At 35.8% G+C, this 18,328-nt stretch carries 21 protein-coding genes; 11 read left to right on the top strand and 10 right to left on the bottom strand.

Annotation, left to right across the window (positions count from 1 at the left end; all coding sequences use genetic code 11):
• Positions 1-15 precede the first annotated feature (15 nt).
• Positions 16-1,428, top strand: a complete 1,413-nt coding sequence (glnA, locus tag HIPMA_RS03210) for a type I glutamate--ammonia ligase (RefSeq protein ID WP_013681634.1) — start codon at positions 16-18, stop codon at positions 1,426-1,428.
• Between the two features lie 14 nt (positions 1,429-1,442).
• Here glnA and hemG read toward each other — a convergent pair whose 3' ends face one another.
• From hemG to HIPMA_RS03190, 4 genes are all read right to left on the bottom strand, one after another.
• Positions 1,443-2,768: a protoporphyrinogen oxidase gene (gene hemG, locus HIPMA_RS03205; protein WP_013681633.1), complete on the bottom strand. Its 1,326-nt coding sequence runs from the start codon at positions 2,766-2,768 to the stop codon at positions 1,443-1,445.
• On the bottom strand, positions 2,765-3,454 hold the full coding sequence (locus tag HIPMA_RS03200; protein ID WP_013681632.1) for an SIMPL domain-containing protein: 690 nt from the start codon (positions 3,452-3,454) through the stop codon (positions 2,765-2,767). Before HIPMA_RS03200 ends, hemG begins: the two co-directional genes overlap by 4 nt.
• 69 nt (positions 3,455-3,523) lie before the next feature.
• The gene (locus tag HIPMA_RS03195; protein WP_013681631.1) at positions 3,524-4,696 is read right to left on the bottom strand and encodes a BaiN/RdsA family NAD(P)/FAD-dependent oxidoreductase; all 1,173 of its coding nucleotides are present in this window, start codon (positions 4,694-4,696) and stop codon (positions 3,524-3,526) included.
• Entirely contained in the window at positions 4,689-5,525 is an 837-nt protein-coding gene (locus HIPMA_RS03190; protein WP_013681630.1) for an MqnA/MqnD/SBP family protein, read from the bottom strand. Before HIPMA_RS03190 ends, HIPMA_RS03195 begins: the two co-directional genes overlap by 8 nt.
• A gap of 188 nt (positions 5,526-5,713) precedes the next feature.
• Here HIPMA_RS03190 and rbp point away from each other — a divergent pair, with 188 nt between their 5' ends.
• The gene (gene rbp / locus HIPMA_RS03185) at positions 5,714-5,974 is read left to right on the top strand and encodes an RNA-binding regulator (protein WP_013681629.1); all 261 of its coding nucleotides are present in this window, start codon (positions 5,714-5,716) and stop codon (positions 5,972-5,974) included.
• 241 nt (positions 5,975-6,215) lie between these two features.
• Here rbp and trxA read toward each other — a convergent pair whose 3' ends face one another.
• Positions 6,216-6,575 carry a thioredoxin gene (gene trxA / locus HIPMA_RS03180; RefSeq protein WP_013681628.1) on the bottom strand — a complete coding sequence of 120 codons (360 nt, stop codon included), beginning with the start codon at positions 6,573-6,575 and terminating at the stop codon, positions 6,216-6,218.
• Entirely contained in the window at positions 6,568-6,693 is a 126-nt protein-coding gene (locus tag HIPMA_RS09800; RefSeq protein ID WP_280985290.1) for a hypothetical protein, read from the bottom strand. Before HIPMA_RS09800 ends, trxA begins: the two co-directional genes overlap by 8 nt.
• Between HIPMA_RS09800 and HIPMA_RS03175 the strand changes: the two genes are divergently transcribed.
• The 5 genes from HIPMA_RS03175 to lnt are packed head-to-tail and all read left to right on the top strand — an operon-like array spanning position 6,679 to position 11,383.
• Positions 6,679-7,422 (top strand): sulfite exporter TauE/SafE family protein, encoded by a 744-nt coding sequence (locus HIPMA_RS03175; RefSeq protein WP_013681627.1) that lies wholly within the window; start codon positions 6,679-6,681, stop codon positions 7,420-7,422. The two genes, HIPMA_RS09800 and HIPMA_RS03175, sit on opposite strands and share 15 nt — an antisense overlap.
• A gap of 4 nt (positions 7,423-7,426) precedes the next feature.
• Complete coding sequence (locus tag HIPMA_RS03170) at positions 7,427-8,515, top strand: competence/damage-inducible protein A (protein WP_013681626.1); 1,089 nt, start codon at positions 7,427-7,429, stop codon at positions 8,513-8,515.
• Between the two features lie 42 nt (positions 8,516-8,557).
• Positions 8,558-9,064 carry a peptide deformylase gene (def, locus tag HIPMA_RS03165; RefSeq protein ID WP_013681625.1) on the top strand — a complete coding sequence of 169 codons (507 nt, stop codon included), beginning with the start codon at positions 8,558-8,560 and terminating at the stop codon, positions 9,062-9,064.
• Entirely contained in the window at positions 9,061-9,990 is a 930-nt protein-coding gene (gene fmt, locus HIPMA_RS03160) for a methionyl-tRNA formyltransferase (protein ID WP_013681624.1), read from the top strand. The genes def and fmt overlap by 4 nt, the downstream gene beginning before the upstream one ends.
• Positions 9,968-11,383 carry an apolipoprotein N-acyltransferase gene (gene lnt, locus HIPMA_RS03155; RefSeq protein WP_013681623.1) on the top strand — a complete coding sequence of 472 codons (1,416 nt, stop codon included), beginning with the start codon at positions 9,968-9,970 and terminating at the stop codon, positions 11,381-11,383. Before fmt ends, lnt begins: the two co-directional genes overlap by 23 nt.
• On the opposite strand, the gene HIPMA_RS03150 is transcribed toward lnt, so the two are convergent.
• From HIPMA_RS03150 to HIPMA_RS03135, 4 genes are read right to left on the bottom strand one after another with little or no spacing between them, the layout of a single operon-like run.
• Positions 11,325-12,371 (bottom strand): LptF/LptG family permease, encoded by a 1,047-nt coding sequence (locus HIPMA_RS03150; protein WP_013681622.1) that lies wholly within the window; start codon positions 12,369-12,371, stop codon positions 11,325-11,327. The genes lnt and HIPMA_RS03150 overlap by 59 nt on opposite strands.
• A 1-nt stretch (position 12,372) precedes the next feature.
• Positions 12,373-13,143 (bottom strand): prepilin peptidase, encoded by a 771-nt coding sequence (locus HIPMA_RS03145; protein WP_013681621.1) that lies wholly within the window; start codon positions 13,141-13,143, stop codon positions 12,373-12,375.
• Positions 13,115-13,858, bottom strand: a complete 744-nt coding sequence (tatC, locus tag HIPMA_RS03140; protein ID WP_013681620.1) for a twin-arginine translocase subunit TatC — start codon at positions 13,856-13,858, stop codon at positions 13,115-13,117. Before tatC ends, HIPMA_RS03145 begins: the two co-directional genes overlap by 29 nt.
• The gene (locus tag HIPMA_RS03135) at positions 13,827-14,078 is read right to left on the bottom strand and encodes a Sec-independent protein translocase subunit TatA/TatB (RefSeq protein ID WP_013681619.1); all 252 of its coding nucleotides are present in this window, start codon (positions 14,076-14,078) and stop codon (positions 13,827-13,829) included. Before HIPMA_RS03135 ends, tatC begins: the two co-directional genes overlap by 32 nt.
• Before the next feature lie 86 nt (positions 14,079-14,164).
• Between HIPMA_RS03135 and HIPMA_RS03130 the strand changes: the two genes are divergently transcribed.
• Genes HIPMA_RS03130 through HIPMA_RS03115 form a run of 4 tightly spaced genes read left to right on the top strand, consistent with a single transcriptional unit; the run spans position 14,165 to position 18,283 of the window.
• Positions 14,165-14,959 carry a TIGR00266 family protein gene (locus HIPMA_RS03130; protein ID WP_013681618.1) on the top strand — a complete coding sequence of 265 codons (795 nt, stop codon included), beginning with the start codon at positions 14,165-14,167 and terminating at the stop codon, positions 14,957-14,959.
• On the top strand, positions 14,960-16,006 hold the full coding sequence (locus HIPMA_RS03125) for a polysaccharide deacetylase family protein (RefSeq protein WP_013681617.1): 1,047 nt from the start codon (positions 14,960-14,962) through the stop codon (positions 16,004-16,006). It begins immediately after the preceding gene.
• Entirely contained in the window at positions 16,003-17,019 is a 1,017-nt protein-coding gene (locus tag HIPMA_RS03120; protein ID WP_013681616.1) for an AI-2E family transporter, read from the top strand. Before HIPMA_RS03125 ends, HIPMA_RS03120 begins: the two co-directional genes overlap by 4 nt.
• Positions 16,970-18,283, top strand: a complete 1,314-nt coding sequence (locus HIPMA_RS03115; protein WP_083809749.1) for a chloride channel protein — start codon at positions 16,970-16,972, stop codon at positions 18,281-18,283. The genes HIPMA_RS03120 and HIPMA_RS03115 overlap by 50 nt, the downstream gene beginning before the upstream one ends.
• Positions 18,284-18,328: the final 45 nt, after the last annotated feature.

The following is an 18,328-nucleotide window of genomic DNA, read 5'->3' as shown; positions in this document are numbered from 1 at the left end:
AATGGAGGTGAAAGGATGACTCCAGAGGAGTTGGTAAAAAAGATTCAGGAAGAAGACATTAAACTGGTAGATGTGAGGTTTGTCGACCTATTAGGCACCTGGCAGCACTTTACAGTACCGGCACATGTAATAACTGAAGAGGTCTTTGAAGAGGGTTTAGGTTTTGATGGCTCATCAATAAGAGGATGGAAAAGCATAAACGAAAGTGACATGCTAGTAATTCCCGATGCTGCAACGGCTTTTGTCGACCCATTTACGGAGGTAAACACACTCAATATCATTTGCGATATAGTAGACCCAATAACCAAAGAGCCATACCAAAGGCATCCAAGGGCTATTGCAAAGAAAGCTGAGGAGTATCTAAAATCCACAGGAATAGCTGATATAGCTTTCTTTGGACCTGAGCTTGAGTTTTTTATTTTTGACGATGTAAGATTTGATGTTAAATCAAATACATCATACTATTCAGTTGATTCTATCGAGGGTATATGGAATTCAGGTAAAGATGAAGACCCAAATCTAGGTTACAAAATAAGACACAAAGAAGGATATTTCCCTGTTCCACCAGCGGATACATTACAGGATCTAAGGAGCGAAATAGTACTCGAGCTTGAAAAAGCCGGTATAGAAGTTGAGGCGCACCACCACGAGGTTGCAACGGCAGGCCAAGCAGAGATAGACATAAAGTATGCACCGCTTCTACAGCAAGCAGACAACGTAATGAAATACAAATACTTAGCAAAAAACGTAGCATCTATGTATGGAAAAACTATAACATTCATGCCAAAACCTTTAGCTGGAGACAACGGAACGGGTATGCACACACACCAGAGTTTATGGAAAGATGGAAAACCACTATTTGCAGGCAACGGCTATGCTGGATTGAGCGAGATAGGTCTTTATTATATAGGTGGAATACTTAAACATGGTAAAGCTTTGGCAGCATTCACAAACCCAACAACGATATCATACAAAAGACTAATACCAGGCTTTGAAGCCCCAATTAACCTTGCATACTCATCAAGAAACAGATCTGCAGCAATAAGAATACCAATGTATTCACCATCACCAAAGGCAAAAAGAATAGAGGTAAGGTTCCCTGATCCAACAGCCAACCCATACTTAGCATTTACAGCTATGCTTATGGCAGGATTGGATGGAATTATAAACAAGATAGACCCAGGTGAGCCATTAGATAAAAACATTTATGATTTACCACCCGAGGAGCTTGCAAGGGTGAATAAAATGCCTGCAAGCCTTGAGGAAGCATTAAACGAGCTTGAAAAGGATTATGAATTCTTACTAAGAGGCGATGTATTCACAGAGGATTTAATAAAAACTTGGATAGATTACAAACGCGAAAATGAAATTAAATACGTAAACTCCATTCCACATCCAGCTGAGTTTTACCTATATTTTGACGTATAAAAAACAGGGGGGCTTTAACCCCCTACCCTTTCAATCAAATCGTAAGAGGCCTTAACGCAGTCGTTTAAGCTTATACCCCAAAAAGCATTACCTGTTATAAACAACCCTTTATTTTTATCCTCGAAGTCTTTCACGCTATTTAAAACATTTTTATGACCAAGAGAGTATTGTGGTATAGCCTTAGGATGGACAAGTTTATAAAAAAACTCAGGCGGTAAAAAAATAGAGGCACTCCTTTGAAGTTCTTTTATGCCTATTTCAAATAAATTAGATTTAAAAGGACTATTTTTTCTTAAAGCTCCTCCAACCATACACCTAATAAGCATCTTATCCTTATACGCCCTGCCCTTAAATATACTACTATCAAAAAGAACACCTATGATATCCTCTATTTCTTCTAAATTAAAAAGATAACCAAAAGAATTAACAATATCGGGCAACCCTTCCTTATTAAACCCAAAAGCTAAAACAGACATAGGCGCATATTCTACAGATGAAACAGCTTTTGCAAATTCACGGTCTGCATCCCAGAAAACTTTCGTTAAGGCATAACTTGGAATAGCAAATACAATAATATCTGCAGAATAGTTAGCCGTTTTTCCTTTTAGATAAAATTTTTCATTTTTGGTTATTTCCCCTATCTCATCGAAAACAACATCAACACCGTTCAAAAGGTGTTCAATAAAACTCAAAACGCCGTTTTTAAATGACAAGAGATTCGCAGATAGGCTTCCCTTCGCCGAAGAAGCCCTGGCTTTCCTTTTTATCATTAAATCTATGAGACCTCTAATTAAAGAACCATGCTCTTTTTCTACCTCCTTTATCCTCGGAAAGTTTGACTCCATACTCATGCGTGAGGGGTCTCCTGCAAAAACGCCACAAACCATAGGTCCTATAAGCTTATTCAGCATCTCTTTTGAAAATCTTCTCAAAACAAAATCCTCAACGGTTTCATCCTCAAGCAACGGCCTAACAAATGGCTCCTCCAAGAATGATAATATGCCTCCTATAGAGAAAAAGCCGTTAAACAACAAGGATATAGGATTATTTTTAAGCTCCCACAGTTTATTTTTCGAGTAGATAAATCTTCTTTGTGATTCTTTGTTTGCCTCGATTAACTCTTTCTCAAAGCCACTTTCATAAACAAGATTCAAAATTTCCTTTTTGTTTTCCAAAAAACCATTTGGACCTGTCTCTATAACATAGCCATTTTGCGCAACGCTGTAGGCCTTGCCGCCGATTCTCAGCTTTTCTATAACCAGAACATCGTAGTTTAACTTCTTCAAAAGGAAAGCGGCTGAAGCACCGCTTATGCCGGCTCCAACAACTATGGCTTTCATTTTATAGGAGCCACAGCCTGGAATCTAACATTAACCTTTATTAGCTTTGAACCTGATGAGGTTTCTATCGGAGTGCTTTCTACAGCAGTATTACTTTTAGCCATAAGCCTTTCAAAATTAGAATTTCTAAGCATTATAGGGCCAAACGAATAGTTTACATATAGATTACCTAAATAGTATTTACGTCCCATTTCATTATTTATAATATTTAGCAAATATTTTGATCTTTGAAGCGCATCTTTAAATATTTCGCTTTTTACCTTATTTTGAGTCTCATCAGATATGCCGTATGAAATATATAAAACCTCTACGCCTACCTTGTAAGGAAACTTTTTAGTGGATATATAGTTTAAAATTTTTGGCAAAACCAAGATTTTTTTCGTATCCACCATAACAATTAAAGCTGCACCATTTGACGAGGAATAGGCATCCCTTGTCTTTATGTCTGACTTTGGCAGCAAACTGTATAAAAAGTTTAAAAACTCATTATTTACAGGTTTTAGTCTATTCAAAGCCTCAGAAAATGTATTAGCCTGCGCACAAACCCTAAAACCAGCAATAAGTCTATCACATTTTACCATCTTTGTTATCTCGAAATTTGTAGATATTGTTGAGTATTTCTCAGAGGCATATCCATTGACAACAAAAATAAAAGACAATAACACAGCAAATAACAACCTCTTCATGGTACACCTCCAAATTCATTTTTTAAAATTATATCATACAAAAAACAAAAACCGAAAAAGTATTTTTAATTATAAATACATATCGTTTATAGATTTTGCTACAAACACGCCGCTTGAGAAGGCAAATTGAAGATTAAATCCGCCTATGGGGCCTTGGATGTTTAGAATCTCACCGCAGAAAAAAAGCCTTTCTGCTAATTTGGACTCCAGTGTTTTAGGGCTTACACCTTTTAGGCTAACCCCACCTGCTGTAACAAAAGCTTTATCAAAGCCACATTTTTTAACTTTCAATTTAAAATTAGACAAAAAATTAGCTACTGTATTTAGCTGTTTTTTGCTCAACCTACAACCCCTATCTTGGGCAAATGGCAAAACAGTTGCAAATCTCAAAGGAACAAAATTGCAGGCAAAGTTTTTAACTTTACCTTTGTAGTTATGTAAACCATTAATAAAATCTTCTCTTTGGGTATCAAGAAAATCAATAACAAGTTCAGCCTCATTAAAATCGTACTTAGAAAGCTCAAAAATAGCTGGTCCGCTTATGCCGAAATGTGTAAATATAAAATCACCTCTAATTTTATATTTTTTACCTTTTACATTCAGGGTAATCTTTTTAGACTGAAAGCTTAACCCCTTAAATATATCACAGCCAGATGAGCAAAACGCCACCTCCATGGGTCGAGGGTGAACTATTTCATGATTAAACCCTTGAGCAAAGTTATAGCAAGAACCATCAGAACCGGTATGAGGATAACTCATACCACCACAAGCCAAGACAACAACCTTGGAAAAATATACACCTTTTTGTGTTCTAATCTCAAATAAACCATTATTTTTCCTTAAAAAGTTCACCGATTCATATGGTTTAAAGGCTGCCTTTTTTTTAGTTTCTTTAAGTAATATATTAGCAAGTTGTCTTGATGTCATATTTGAAAGATAGACTTTATTGTTTTCTATTTTAACTTCAACGCCAAAACCTTTTAGCTCTTCTAAAAGTTCATTTCTAAAGTAATATGAGTATACATCACGCAAAAACTTTCCATTCTTACCATAAGATTCCAGAAATTCATCAAATGGCAGGATGTTAGTCAAATTGCAGCGGTTATTACCTGTTATGGATAGTTTTCTTGCACCGCTTTTTTTATCAAAAACTACAACACTGGTCGTTTTAAGATGAAGGGCGCAGGCAAGCCCGCAAGCCCCCGCACCCACTATTGCAACATCAAAGGATTTTTTAGACAAGGTCTATTTCTGGCAGTTTATCTATCAATCCTTTATCATAGGCCTCACTAAGCAGAAGCTTACAGGCCCTTAGGCCATTCTCTCCCATATCAACAGTAAGATCATTTACATACATGCCAACAAATTTGTCTGCTAATCCCTTATCCATTCCCCTTGCAAAATTTAGGGCATATTCCACAGCTTCATCTCTGTGATTCAAGGAAAATAAAATACTGTTTTTGAGAATTTTGGAAATCTTCTTCATATCTTCGCCAAATTTTCTATGGATGGCATTAACACCTAAAGGAAGGGGCAGTTGAGTCTTTTCAAACCACCACTCACCTAAATCTATAATCTTTTTTAGATTGTAGTTGGAATAGGTTAACTGTCCTTCATGGATAATTAGTCCTGCATCAACATCTCCAGATACTACTGCATCAAATATCTCATCGAACGGCATAACCTCAACAGCTATGTCTTTGCCTAAAAGCAAGCGTAATTCAAGATAGGCGCTTGTCAGTTTCCCAGGCACGGCAATAAGTTTTTTCTTAAGCTCATCAAGACCGAACTTCTCTTTTGCAACTACAAGAGGCCCGTATTTATACCCCATGCTTGCGCCGCTTGAAAGAATTGCATATTTATCTGAGATTGTCGGATAAGCAGCTAAAGATATGGCCGTTATATCTAATTTTTCATCGATGGCCATCTCGTTCAATGTTTGTATATCCTTCAAAATCTGCTCAAAAACAAAACCGTTTGTGTCCACTCCATTTTCTATGTTTAAACCGTAAAACATAAACGCATCGTCCGGGTCAGGACTGTGACCAAGTGTCAAAAGTTTTTTTTCCATCTTCCCACTCCTTAGATTTAAAATTTCTGCACCCATTATACGAAAATAAATAAAACTGTCCAAACAATTTGACAAAGCCGGTGGGCTGTGATATAAACCATCAACTCCGTTGGCTTACAACCATAGGTTAATGGAGAGCTAAATGCCAAAGGTGTTTAGCAATAGATTTTTTGTTGAGGTGTGTTTTTATGGTTAAGACGCTTTATGTGGGTAATCTACCCTACTCTACAACGGAGGATGAGCTTAAAGAATTGTTTGGAGAGTATGGAGAGGTAAGTTCCACAAAGATTATCACAGACAGAGAGACCGGCAGGTCAAGGGGATTTGGTTTTGTTGAGATGAGCGACGATGATGCTCAGAAAGCCATTGATTCTTTAAACGGTGTTAATTTTGGTGGTAGAAACCTAAAGGTTAACGAAGCAAGGGAAAGAAAACCCCGCAGATTCTAAAACAATCCTAACCTAAAAGAGGGCAGCAAAGCTGCCCTTTCTATACATCTTAAATCTGTTTGCCTTTTAATTCTTTAATCCAAAATTTTAATCTAAATTAAAAAGTAATAAAAATAAAGAATTCATATTGAAGAAAATTATATCTATTTACTATAAAAAACCCGATTAAAATTAAAAAGAGGAAATTAGCAATCCAAGAGCTCTTATAGAGTCAAAAAGGAGAGCTTAAGCTCTCCCAATTTTAGTCTTCTACCTTCAAAACCTCTTTGATAGCCTGCTTGAAAGCTTCTTTTGGAATAGCACCAACAGCCATCTGGGGTTGCTCATCCTTTGGAATAAATAACAAAGATGGGATGCTCCTTATTCCAAATACAGCAGCAAGCTCTTGCTCATTATCTGTGTTGATCCTATAAAACCTTACCTTTCCATCATATTCCTTGGCAAGCTCTTCCAAAATTGGCTCAACCATTTTACAAGGACCGCACCAGTCTGCATAAAAATCAATTATACAAGGCAGGTCACCCTCATACTTCCAATCCTTGTTGACCTCGTAGTTAAAGATCTTCTCTTTAAACTCCTGTGTAGTTAAACTCTCAACCATCAAAACTCCTCCATAACAAAAATTCTACGCCAAAGCCTAACATATAGCCGCTTGTATTGTCAATTTTTGTTGCATAAGCCACACCAACTGATAAAATAGTTTTATGGACCTCTTGCATGCGGTTTTAATTTTTACTATAGGCTGTATAGTTGGACTTATAAATGTACTTGCAGGTGGTGGGTCATTCTTAACGCTTGCCTTTCTAATAGCTATTGGACTACCACCAAATATAGCCAATGGAACAAATAGGGTTGGTATTCTACTTCAGAATATTTTCGCATCGACAAAATTCTACAAACTCAACATACTTAAACTTAAATTCGCTCTTATAGTCTCTGCACCAGCAATAATTGGCGCCATACTTGGAAGCTATATAGCTATTCATATACCAAATGAAATATTAAAGAAAACAATAGCCATCTTCATGGTTTTAATAAGCCTTGTAACTATTTACAATCCCAATAAATTTTCAAAAAACAGAAACTACTCATCTAAAAAATGGGTATTTATACTTGTTTCATTCTTCCTTATAGGTATATATGGCGGTTTTATTCAAGCAGGTGTTGGGTTTTTTATAATTGCAGCCTCGCTTTGGGGGGGCTTTAATATGGTCGAGGCAAATGCCATAAAGGTCTTTATAATAACCCTATATACAATAATAGTGCTGCCATTATTCATTTTTTCTCATCAAGTAAATTTTCTTATTGGCCTACTGCTTGGTGCTGGTAGCATAGTCGGTGCAAAAATGGCTATATCTTTATCTGTAAAAAAGGGAGATAAATTTATACGGTATGTGGTTTTAGCTCTATTGTTAGTTTTCGCTTTAAAACTATTGATTATAGGGTGATAAAATGGAAATATTCATAGTATCCATAGGCAATGAGATCTTAGAGGGCTCGATATTAGACACAAATTCAAACTATTTGGCAAGAAGATTAAAAGAAGAAGGGTTTAGTGTTTCTGGCATATTTGCAGTAGGAGATAGCCTAAATGAATTAGAGCAACTTCTTAGCCAACTGATGAGAAAAGAGGCAATCATTATAACAACCGGTGGGCTTGGGCCAACATTTGATGATAAAACAACGCAAGCCGTATCAAAGGCATGTAAAAAAAGACTAAAATTAAACAAAAGTGTATACTTTGACATACTCAGCAAGGTAAAAGCCAAAGGCGTAAAGCTAAAAACAAGCCACACAAGACAAGCTTATCTGCCTGAAGGGGCTAAAATCCTTCCTAACCACAACGGGACAGCAGCTGGTATCTTTTTAAAATGCAACCAATCTTATTTTATATGCATGCCAGGCGTTCCAAGTGAAATGAAGCCTATGTTTGAAAACTATGCCATTAAAAACATAAAAGAGATAATAAAACCAATAAAACTATACAGATGCGATTTTAAACTAATAGGAGTGCCAGAGTCAGACGCCGATGAGTTTTTAAAGAGAACAAATACTCAAAATATAAAAATTATACTAAACGCAATGGAGGGAGAACTTGCCATAAGAACGCTCTCTGAGGATAAAGATATCCTCGAAGATCTAAAGAAAAACCTCTTTGAAAAATTCGGGTATAAGCTATATTCAACAAAAAACCAAACCATAGAAGATGTTTTATCTGAAGAACTTGAGAAAGAAGATTTAACAATAGCATTCTTAGAAAGTATAACAGCTGGATATTTAGCACTTTTAATGTTTGATAAAGCGCCATTCATAGGAAGTTTTGTAAGCGATGCAAACATAAGAATTGACGACGCTTTTGAGAAAGCCGATATAGTAGCCTGCCCCTGCAATTTAGTTGGTAATGAGTTTGATTTGCATCTGCGTATAAACTCTGATGAGATAACACAAACCCTAAGATATATGGGAAACATAAATTTCATGAGAAAATCCATATCCAAAAGAACACTTGGATTTATTTATGAGACACTTAAGAGTTCTTGATTTTTGGGCGGATAAATCCTATCATTTAACAGGAGGTAAGAAATGGAAGTAAGGGTTTATCCGGATGGAATTTTAAGAAAAAAAGCAAAAGATGTTGAAAAAATAGATGATAGAATTGTAGATTTACTCAATCAAATGAGAGAGACGATGTATAAATTCAACGGCATAGGCCTGGCTGCAGAACAGGTAGGTCTTCAAGAGAAATTAGTGGTGATAGACCTAAGACCCGATGGAAAAAATCAGCCCATTGAACTAATAAATCCTGTTATTATAGCATCAGAAGGTATATTCGAAGAACATGAAGAGGGTTGTTTAAGTGTTCCTGGATATTACGACGTTGTAAAAGATAGAAAAAAATGGATAAAGGTAAAATATTTAGACAGAAACGAGAATGAGCAAATCCTTGAGACGGATGAATTTCTAAGTGTTGTGATTCAACATGAGATAGACCATCTAAATGGAAAACTATTCATAGACCATCTACCTCCAACGAGAAAGGAATTCTTCAAAAAGCAGTGGAAAAAAAGGCAAAAGGAAGAAAAAAAATGAGGGTGCTGTTTTTTGGTACAAGCGAATTTGCTAAAGAACCACTTGAGGCGCTCATAAAATCAAAGCAATTTGACGTTGTAGGTTTGATAAGTACACCTGATGCTAAAGGCAAAAGAGGAAAAAAACTTCTACAACCACCAACAAAAGAAGTGGCCTTGGAGTATGGATTGGAAGTGTTTCAGCCAGAAAAGCTAAAAACAGAGGAAACTATAAACAAAATAAAGGAATTTAATGCAGACGTGTTTGTTGTGGTATCATACGGTAAGTTTATACCCAATGACATTTTGCAACTCCCTAATCTAAAAAAATCTATTAACATTCACCCCTCTATCCTACCTAAGTACAGGGGGCCATCACCCATAAATTACGCCCTATTAAACGGTGATGACTACACAGGTGTTTCCCTAATTGACGTGATAGATAGAATGGATGCGGGTGATATCTATATGCAATGGATTGAAAAAATTTATCCAGAAGATAACTATAAAACTCTCCACGATAGACTATCTCAAATCGGCTCAAAGATGATACTATGCGCTTTAGAAAATATAGATAATTTAAAGCCCAAAGTTCAGGATGAAAACCTAGCAACATACACAAAAATTATAAAAAAAGAGGATGGCCAAATTGACTTTAAAAACGAAACAGCCCAGCAGATCATAAACAAGATTAAAGCTTTCTATGTGTGGCCAACAGCCTATTTCTATTTAGAAGGCAAAATGTTCAAAATATTCGAGGCTCAACTAATAAAAACTGATATAACAAAACCTGCTCAGGTGATAAAAGCATCAAAAAAGGAACTTATAATTGGCTGCAAAGAAGACGCTATATCAATAAAAACTATTCAGCCTCAGTCAAAAAAAGCTATGCCCATTGAGGCTTTTCTGGCTGGATATAAGTTTAATGCTGGACAAACTATACAATAAAACAATATATCTCGCATCATTACCGCTTATTGCGGCTTTTTTCTTCTCGTGGCTAAGTTTTATTGCTTTTATTCCATTTTTGTACTTTTTAGAAAAAAGGCCGATAAAATCAACTATATTTACATTTTTGCCATTTTTGGCATTTATCTACAGCGGAATATATAAAAGCACACATGTATATTACGGCTTAAACGCCATCTTTGCGCTACTGCTTGTAATTGGTTTGTCAATTTACCATTTATTCTATCTTGCAAGCAGTGCTTATGTGTTTAAAAAGATCAAATCAAATCTATTGATTTTTCCAATCCTGTTTGTAGCATTTGAGGTTTTAAAAAACAAAGCACTTTATGGATTACCCCTTGGAAACCTAAACATATTTACATACAACTTACCCTTTTTTATCAAAGATGCATCAATATTTGGCTCTATGTTTGTGGATTTGAAAATACTTTACTTAAACTTAGCACTATTATATCTTTTAAAAAAAGAGTTTAAAAAATCTGCCGTTTTAGCTGGAGCGATTTTTTTATCTATACTTATACCAACCACAAAACCCATATCATTTAAACATATTTCTATATCTTTGGTGCAGGGAAATATACCTCAAGATGAAAAGTGGGAGAACAACCTGCTAAGCAGAAATTTAAACATATACTTATCTTTAAGCAAGGGATTAAAAAGTGATGTAGTATTTTGGCCTGAATCCGCCTATCCCTATCTTTTCAGCAAAATATACTCAAAAAAAATAGAAAACCTTATACATTCAAACAGCTTTTCCCTTATTTTTGGTGCTGTAATAAAGGATAAGGAAAAATATTACAACTCTGTAGTATTATATTCAAAAAACCAACTAAACTATTACAATAAACAGAAACTTGTACCATTTGCAGAATTCATGCCATTCTCAGCCATTCTTAAGATGGAAAACTACAACCTAACAGAAGGCAAAAAGAATGTTATTTTTAAAACAAAAGGGGTAAATATAGGCCCAATGGTGTGCTATGAAGAAAACTACCCGTCTATTTCAAGATTATATAAAACCTCTGGTATTGATATATTGACCGTATTTACAAATGATGCATGGTTTGACAAAACACCGACATTCTACTTGTTTCCAAGAAGTGACATATACAGGGCAGTAGAAAATAAAACAATGCTCATAAGAATTGCAAATACCGGTTTGAGTTTTATAGTGGCTCCAGATGGTAAAATCTTAAACCAACTACCAACTGACAAGATAGGGGTTCTAACAACACAGCTAAATATTCCACTATACACGAAAACCGTATACGATAGGTTTGGTTGGCTTTTCGACTACTTAATCGTACTCTTTGCTACATTTTTACCTTTTTATAGAAGATATAAGAGCCAAAAACAAACGCAACCACATTAGGAAGATAGATAAAATAAGGATTACCTGTAGCATCGCATAGTGATTCGCTTAGCATTAATATTATGTAGAACATAAAAAAGAGAAATAAGCTCGCCACGATACCTGCACTTTTACCACTTCGAGAAAAGGTTATGCCAAAGCTAAAGGCAATTAAAGAAAGGGCAAAAACACTCATAGACATAGATACAATCTTGTTTATCCTATATAGAGCATCCTTGCTTTTACTCTTTGAATAGTAATTAACAACTTCTCCAAAGCTCATAAATCTGGTATTGTTTTTATTGGGTTTAAAATATCCTCTACCTGTCAAAAAGGCCAACTCATATCTATCAAAACTACCATACTCAAAACCGCTTTTTGAAGGACTGTACATCTTTACATTAAAGAATTCAGCCAAAATTCCAGAAGGTATATCTTTAAAATCGCCTTTCTTAGCTAAAAAAATTTTACCCTTTTGAGCAAAGAATACATCTTTTAGATGCTTTTTATCCGGTGAGAGATTTTTTATCCACATAACACCATCAACCTTATCGTAAAACATGTTGGGTTTTAATGCAGCATACACCTTATTTCTGAATGTTTTGGCAATCTCAACCCTATATGATAGTCTTGCCTTTGGCGCAACAAAGGCTATACTGTAGAATAAAAATACAAAAACAGCAACGCTAAACAGAAAAGCTGGGAAGTAAACTCTAAAAAGAGAAATACCGCAACTGCGTATAGCTGTAATTTCAGAATTGTTTGATAAATCCGAATAGACATAGTTTATAGCTATAGTCAAAGCCATAGGAACAATAAAAGCAAGCAAAAAAACTACCGTATAACCCAAAATTTTTAGCAAAACAATAAAACTTGAACCTTTACCAAATAAAAGATCGTAAAGTTTAACAAGGTCGCCTATCAGCATAACCACTGCTATAACAAAAAATGAGATAACAAACGAAACAATAAGACTTTTTAATATATATCTGTCAAGCTTTTTTAGCATATCACCAACCGTAAAGATAGAATATTAACTGTTTGCCTATAAATATATAAAGAACAGCCCCAACTGAAAGATAAGGCCCAAACTGCAATTTATCCGCATAGGATTTCTTGCCAAATAGAATAAGAGCAATCCCAACAAAACTACCAAATAAGGACGCAGAAAACAGTGAAAATAAAACGCCTTTTATACCAAGAAAAGCACCTATCCCACCCAAAAGCTTTATATCGCCACCTCCCATAGCCTCTTTCTTAAAAACCCAGCTTCCTATAATAGCCATTATATAAAGGCCAAAGAAACCAGCTAAAAAACCATAGAGTGAGCCCAAAAAATCACCCCTTATATAACCAAAAACCAATCCAACGGCAATCAAGCCCAAGCTTATCCTATCCGGTATTATGTAATGCTTAAGGTCAACAAAACTTGCAACTATAAGGCTATACACAAAAACAAGATAAAACACCCCATCAAGACTCAAACCAAATCTCATAAACACAAAAAGCGTCAAAAGACCAGTTAAAAGCTCAACAACAGGATAGATAGGTGATATCTTCGATTTACAATACCTGCATCTGCCTTTAAGCAGAATAAAACTCACAACCGGTATATTATCATGCCATCTTATCTTCTGCTTACAGTTTGGACAAAACGATGCCGGCCAAACAATAGATTTACCCAAAGGTATCCTGTATATACATACATTTAAAAAACTACCTATAATCAAGCCAAAGATAAAGGCTATTAAATCAAGTATTATCTTTTGTTGAAAATACATACGCTATGATAATACTCAAAATATAAAGAAGTGTCAAAGGTGCGGCCATCAGAAACTGGGTAAACACATCCGGGGGTGTTAGAATAGCTGCAACAAAGAATATAACAAGCAAGGCATAATCGAATTTTTTAAGTAAATCTTTACCGTTTATCACACCCATACGGGCAAGTATAAATGAAATTATGGGCAGTTCAAACACAAGGCCAAACGATGTTATCATCTTTAAAAATAGAGACATATACTGTTTTATGCTGGGCATCGCTGATAGGTCCTTTCCACCATACTTAAGCAAAAACTTAAATCCGAGCGGCAAAACCACCCAATAGGCAAACATTGCACCACCTACAAACAACACGCTAAAAACAAAAACGAAAGGTATTGCAAATTTTCTTTCATTTTCCTTTAGTCCCGGTTTTATAAATAGCCAAATCTGATAAAATGTAAATGGGATACTAACTATAATTGCAGCAACTAAAGCAGCCTCAACTCTAACCCAGAATGCCTCTGTAACACCGGTAAATATAATCTTACTACCCGCAGGTAGGGCATCTTTTAATGGCTTTACGGCAATCTCTATAACCTTCTGCGAGTAAGAGAACATACCAACTAAGGCAACTAAAATACCCCCTACTATCCATAGAAGTCTTATCCTTAGTTCTTCTATATGCTCAAGCAGGGTCATATTATTTGGGTCTTTTTTTATCCTCTTCTTCATCCTTCAAAAACTCTTCCCATTTCTTTTCAATCTGTTTTTTTGGGTTTACCTCATTTATTTCCTCTAAATCCTCTTCAAGCTCTTTTTTAAGTTCATCCATAGCTTTAGTTATATTTTTATATAGATACGCCATACCCCTCAAGATCTCTGGCAATCTCTTTGGTCCTACTATAAAAAGCGCTATTACGGCAATAACTATGAGCTCTGGCGTACCTATCAACTCAAACCTCCCAAACCGCTAAAAAGCCTATTAAAAGTTGACCTCTTTGTCAAAAAATAATAACCTTTTTTAAAAAGGAGGTAGCTATGAGGTGCCATGAAGTTGATTATGAAATATTGGGCGACGATATGCAGATAGTCGAAGTTGAATTAGACCCAAATGAAACGGTAATAGCAGAAGCAGGAGCAATGAATTACATGGAAGAGGGCATAACCTTTGAGGCAAAATTGGGTGATGGCTCAGATGCAGACAGCGGACTCTTAGGTAAACTGTTTAAGGCTGGGAAAAGGATGTTGGCCCAAGAATCTCTATTTTTGACACACTTTACAAACAGGGATTCAAAAAAAAGAAAAGTGGCATTCTCAGCACCTTATCCCGGAAAAATAATTCCCGTTGATATGGGAAAACTTCAGGGTGATCTTTTATGTCAAAAGGATGCGTTTCTATGTGCTGCATATGGCACAAGTATAGATATAGCTTTCACTAAACGCTTTGGTACAGGCCTATTTGGTGGCGAAGGTTTTATCTTAGAAAGGCTTTCGGGTGATGGTATGGTATTTATTCATGCTGGTGGTACAGTAATAAAAAAACAGCTAAATGGTGAGAAACTAAGGGTTGATACAGGATGTATTGTGGCGTTTGATGAGTCAATCGACTATTCAATAGAGATGGTAAAAGGACTGAAGTCAATGTTTTTTGGAGGAGAAGGGCTGTTTTTAGCCACCCTTCAAGGCTATGGAACCGTTTACCTTCAAAGCTTACCGTTTTCAAGATTGGCAGACAGGATAATAGAGAATGCACCAGTAGCAGGTGGATCTCAGAAAGGAGAAGGCTCAATTTTAGGCGGACTGGGAAGATTACTTGATGGGGATAACGACTGAATGGGAAGTCTAATTCTTTGTTATCACAGCATTAACTATGGTCAAAGAATAGACCCAGATACATTTGAAGAAAACCTGAAAGCCCTAAAAGAGTCAGGCTTTAGACCTATAAAGCTCAGCGAAATACACGATTATCTATCTCAAAATAAACCACTGCCAGAAAAAACCGTTCATATAACCTTCGACGATGGCTATGCCGATAACTACATCTACGCATATCCTATACTCAAAAAATACGGTTTCTTTGCCACTATATTCGTTGTTGCAAATAAGGTATCCGAAGGCATAAAAAGAGCAACCTATGATGAGCTTGTTGGTATGAACATAGCAAACCAGGTCAATAAATTAATAGAAAAATCCCACTTTGTAAGCTGGGATGAGTTAATTGATATGCAACAAAGTGGTGTATTTGAAGTTGGAAGCCATTCATTAAACCACAAGGCCTGTTTTTGTTGTCCTAAAATACACACTTTCAACTCAGACAACTCCTACGAATGGTTTTTAGAACTTACAAACGACAGACGTTTAGGCGTGCCAATTTATCAAAAAAAATGGGAGTGTACCACTCTATGCATGAAGGATGATTTAGCTTTAAGAGATTATCTTGCGGATTTTGTAAAAAATTCTGGTGGGGTACTTTTTTTTAGAAGAAGAGATGCAAAGTCTATTTTAAGGAAGATGGCAAAATCCTACATAAAAAAACATGGTTTGGACATCAACTACGATACACAAAAGGACAAAGAGGAACGTATAAAAAGGGAATTGCAGCTATCAAAACAAAAATTAGAGGAAAATTTGGGTAAAAAAGTAGATTTTTTCTGCTATCCATGGGGACACTACGATGCGGATGTAATCTATGAACTTCAAAACTCAGGCTACAAGGCAGGTTTAACGCTTAATGTAGGCCTTGTTGAGAAAAACACATACCCTTATCTGCTCCCCAGAGTAGAAGTTAGAGCAGATCCAAGATGGTTCAAAAAGAGACTTAAAATTTACTCAAGGCCTGCATTTGCAAAAATCTATTCCAAGGTTTATCATTGGATATGAGATCTGCATTTATTGGACTTTTTCTTGTAATCATCGCTATAGCCTTTACGGCTATAATGCTTCCTTTCTGGAAGTCCTTGGTGTGGGGTGTTACCATAGCCATAGTTTTTTACCCTCTATTTGAGCGACTCAGCAAAAAGATAAGCAGTAAAAATATTGCATCTCTTTTAACAATACTAATTGTGCTCATAATCATAGCCCTGCCAATAACATTGGGTGTTTATATTATGGTTGATGAATCTGAGAAATTCATGGGAAACATAGAAAACATAAAAAGTTCATTCAACACAATAATAGTTAAGATTCAAAACTTCTCAAAACTCAAGATATTTGCACCCTACATCGACAAGTTAGATGATGCTTTGTTTAGTCTTATAAAAAACACAGGCGTATTGATTACAAAAAATGTAGGCGCTATCTTTTCACAAACATACACAATTGCCGCTGAATTTTTATTTTCCTTTATCATAGCATTCTATCTCATTCGCGATGCTGATGATTTTTTAAACTATATATCATCTATTATAGACGACAAGGAAAGTTTCTATAAAATACTAAAATCCATACGCGATAGCATAAATGCCACGGTGTTAGGCGGGGTTTTAACAGCCTTTATTCAAGGTATCATAGGTGCTATTGGATTTCTTATTGTGGGGTTGAATGCCTTTTTTTTATGGATGTTTCTTATTGCCATGTTTTCATTTGTTCCATTAGTAGGAACAGCCGTTATTTGGATTCCTGCAGCAATTTATCTACTTATAAGCGGCGCATACATAAAAGGAGCATTTATATTAGCATGGGGAAGCCTTGCCATAGGAACTGTGGATAACTACTTCAGACCCATCATCATAAGCAGCAAAATAAACATACACTCAATGGTTTTGTTCTTTGGCATATTGGGTTCTATAGTAGTTTTTGGTCCTATAGGAATAATACTTGGTCCTGTAATCATCTCCGTAGGGGATGTTTTGGTTAAAACATATGTCTCGAATAAAGCCAAAAGACGCCATTGAAAACTGCAAAGAATCCATAAAATGTACGCATTTCAACTGGATAGAAATAGCAGCTTATATATTAAAATGGATACCATTCTCTGCCATATGCGGTATTATTGTAGGGTTAATTGCAAGCTTGTTCGACTATTTTGTTCTACTCATAAATACAACTATACCAAACAAACCTCTTTTCGTGGCAACATTTGCTGTCTTGGTCGCTATGATTACAGGATTATATATAAAAAACGATGCAACAATAGCAGGACCCGGGATAAATTATGTACTAAATCATATGGAGAAACCTGTTTCGTTTAAATCTCTCATAAAAAAGTTTATCATAAGTGTTTTAGCACTCTCAGGTGTATTTACAGCAGGAAGAGAAGGTCCATCTTTTTTTATAGGATCATCCATCTCATTGTATCTATCCAAAACAATAAAATTAAAAGAGGGATATAGTAGAAAAATAGCGCTAATAGGTGCTGGAGCTTTCACATCAGCTCTGCTTAAAGCTCCGTTAGGCGGGGCCATATTTGCCTTAGAGATAGCTTATGTGTCAGACATGGAGTATGAATCATTTCCACAGGTACTCATAGCATCGGTCTTTAGTTATTTGGTTTTTTCGTTTCTAAGGGGAAAACATAGCTTAATGAATTTAAGCGGCGTATCGACAGCATGGAGTATACACAGCATACCTATGCTCATGCTTCTTGGGCTTGTTATAGCTTTAGCAACATACATCTTTATAAGCTCGTTTCACTTTGCAAATTGCATCTCATCATTTATAGCTCCAGTTTTTAGACCTATTGTTGGTGTAATTTTGGCACTACCATTACTTGTAATTCTATTAAGTCATGACAAATTAGACCTTCTAAATGCAAGCGTCAATTATCAAGCTCTAACTAACATATCGGTTATACATTTAAGCATATATCAATCACTAAAATACCTTTTGCTTATGATGTCTATAATTCCTCTAACTATAGGTTTTGGGATTTCTGGCGGTTTGATTCTTCCAAGCCTAATAATGGGAGCCATTTTAGGCAACCTTTTTGGTGGTTTATTTAATGAGAACATCGTACTGTTTAGCCTAAGCGGAATGGCAGCTTTTTTAGCCGCTACTGCCAAAACACCTTTGGCAGCTATAGTGCTGGTGCTTGAGATAAGCCAAACAGACTTAATAATACCCCTAACTGCTTCGGTTATTGTAAGTTATATCTTCTCATACGGCGTAAACGCATATACCTCTCAGCAGGAATGCAAACTAAACCTACCTATACAATAAAGCAAAGTTATTGGAAAAAATAATCTAAGTTAGTTATAATAATTA

This window comes from Hippea maritima DSM 10411, from assembly GCF_000194135.1.
GTDB classification, from domain to species: Bacteria; Campylobacterota_A; Desulfurellia; order Desulfurellales; family Hippeaceae; genus Hippea; species Hippea maritima.
The sequence above is the reverse complement of the archived record's forward strand: the minus strand, read 5'-3'. Positions and strand labels throughout refer to the sequence as shown.

Bases quoted from the DNA above. Each gene is read 5' to 3' on its own strand.
- tatC (WP_013681620.1), bottom strand. From the start codon at position 13,858: ATGAAGAAGAGGATAAAAAAAGACCCAAATAATATGACCCTGCTTGAG.
- HIPMA_RS09800 (WP_280985290.1), bottom strand. From the start codon at position 6,693: ATGCAAGAGGTCCATAAAACTATTTTATCAGTTGGTGTGGCTTATGCA.
- glnA (WP_013681634.1), top strand. From the start codon at position 16: ATGACTCCAGAGGAGTTGGTAAAAAAGATTCAGGAAGAAGACATTAAA.
- HIPMA_RS03115 (WP_083809749.1), top strand. From the start codon at position 16,970: ATGTTTTGGTTAAAACATATGTCTCGAATAAAGCCAAAAGACGCCATT.
- def (WP_013681625.1), top strand. From the start codon at position 8,558: ATGGAAGTAAGGGTTTATCCGGATGGAATTTTAAGAAAAAAAGCAAAA.
- hemG (WP_013681633.1), bottom strand. From the start codon at position 2,768: ATGAAAGCCATAGTTGTTGGAGCCGGCATAAGCGGTGCTTCAGCCGCT.
- HIPMA_RS03175 (WP_013681627.1), top strand. From the start codon at position 6,679: ATGGACCTCTTGCATGCGGTTTTAATTTTTACTATAGGCTGTATAGTT.
- HIPMA_RS03150 (WP_013681622.1), bottom strand. From the start codon at position 12,371: ATGCTAAAAAAGCTTGACAGATATATATTAAAAAGTCTTATTGTTTCG.
- HIPMA_RS03130 (WP_013681618.1), top strand. From the start codon at position 14,165: ATGAGGTGCCATGAAGTTGATTATGAAATATTGGGCGACGATATGCAG.
- HIPMA_RS03200 (WP_013681632.1), bottom strand. From the start codon at position 3,454: ATGAAGAGGTTGTTATTTGCTGTGTTATTGTCTTTTATTTTTGTTGTC.
- HIPMA_RS03170 (WP_013681626.1), top strand. From the start codon at position 7,427: ATGGAAATATTCATAGTATCCATAGGCAATGAGATCTTAGAGGGCTCG.
- lnt (WP_013681623.1), top strand. From the start codon at position 9,968: ATGCTGGACAAACTATACAATAAAACAATATATCTCGCATCATTACCG.
- rbp (WP_013681629.1), top strand. From the start codon at position 5,714: ATGGTTAAGACGCTTTATGTGGGTAATCTACCCTACTCTACAACGGAG.
- HIPMA_RS03145 (WP_013681621.1), bottom strand. From the start codon at position 13,143: ATGTATTTTCAACAAAAGATAATACTTGATTTAATAGCCTTTATCTTT.
- fmt (WP_013681624.1), top strand. From the start codon at position 9,061: ATGAGGGTGCTGTTTTTTGGTACAAGCGAATTTGCTAAAGAACCACTT.
- HIPMA_RS03120 (WP_013681616.1), top strand. From the start codon at position 16,003: ATGAGATCTGCATTTATTGGACTTTTTCTTGTAATCATCGCTATAGCC.
- HIPMA_RS03190 (WP_013681630.1), bottom strand. From the start codon at position 5,525: ATGGAAAAAAAACTTTTGACACTTGGTCACAGTCCTGACCCGGACGAT.
- HIPMA_RS03125 (WP_013681617.1), top strand. From the start codon at position 14,960: ATGGGAAGTCTAATTCTTTGTTATCACAGCATTAACTATGGTCAAAGA.
- trxA (WP_013681628.1), bottom strand. From the start codon at position 6,575: ATGGTTGAGAGTTTAACTACACAGGAGTTTAAAGAGAAGATCTTTAAC.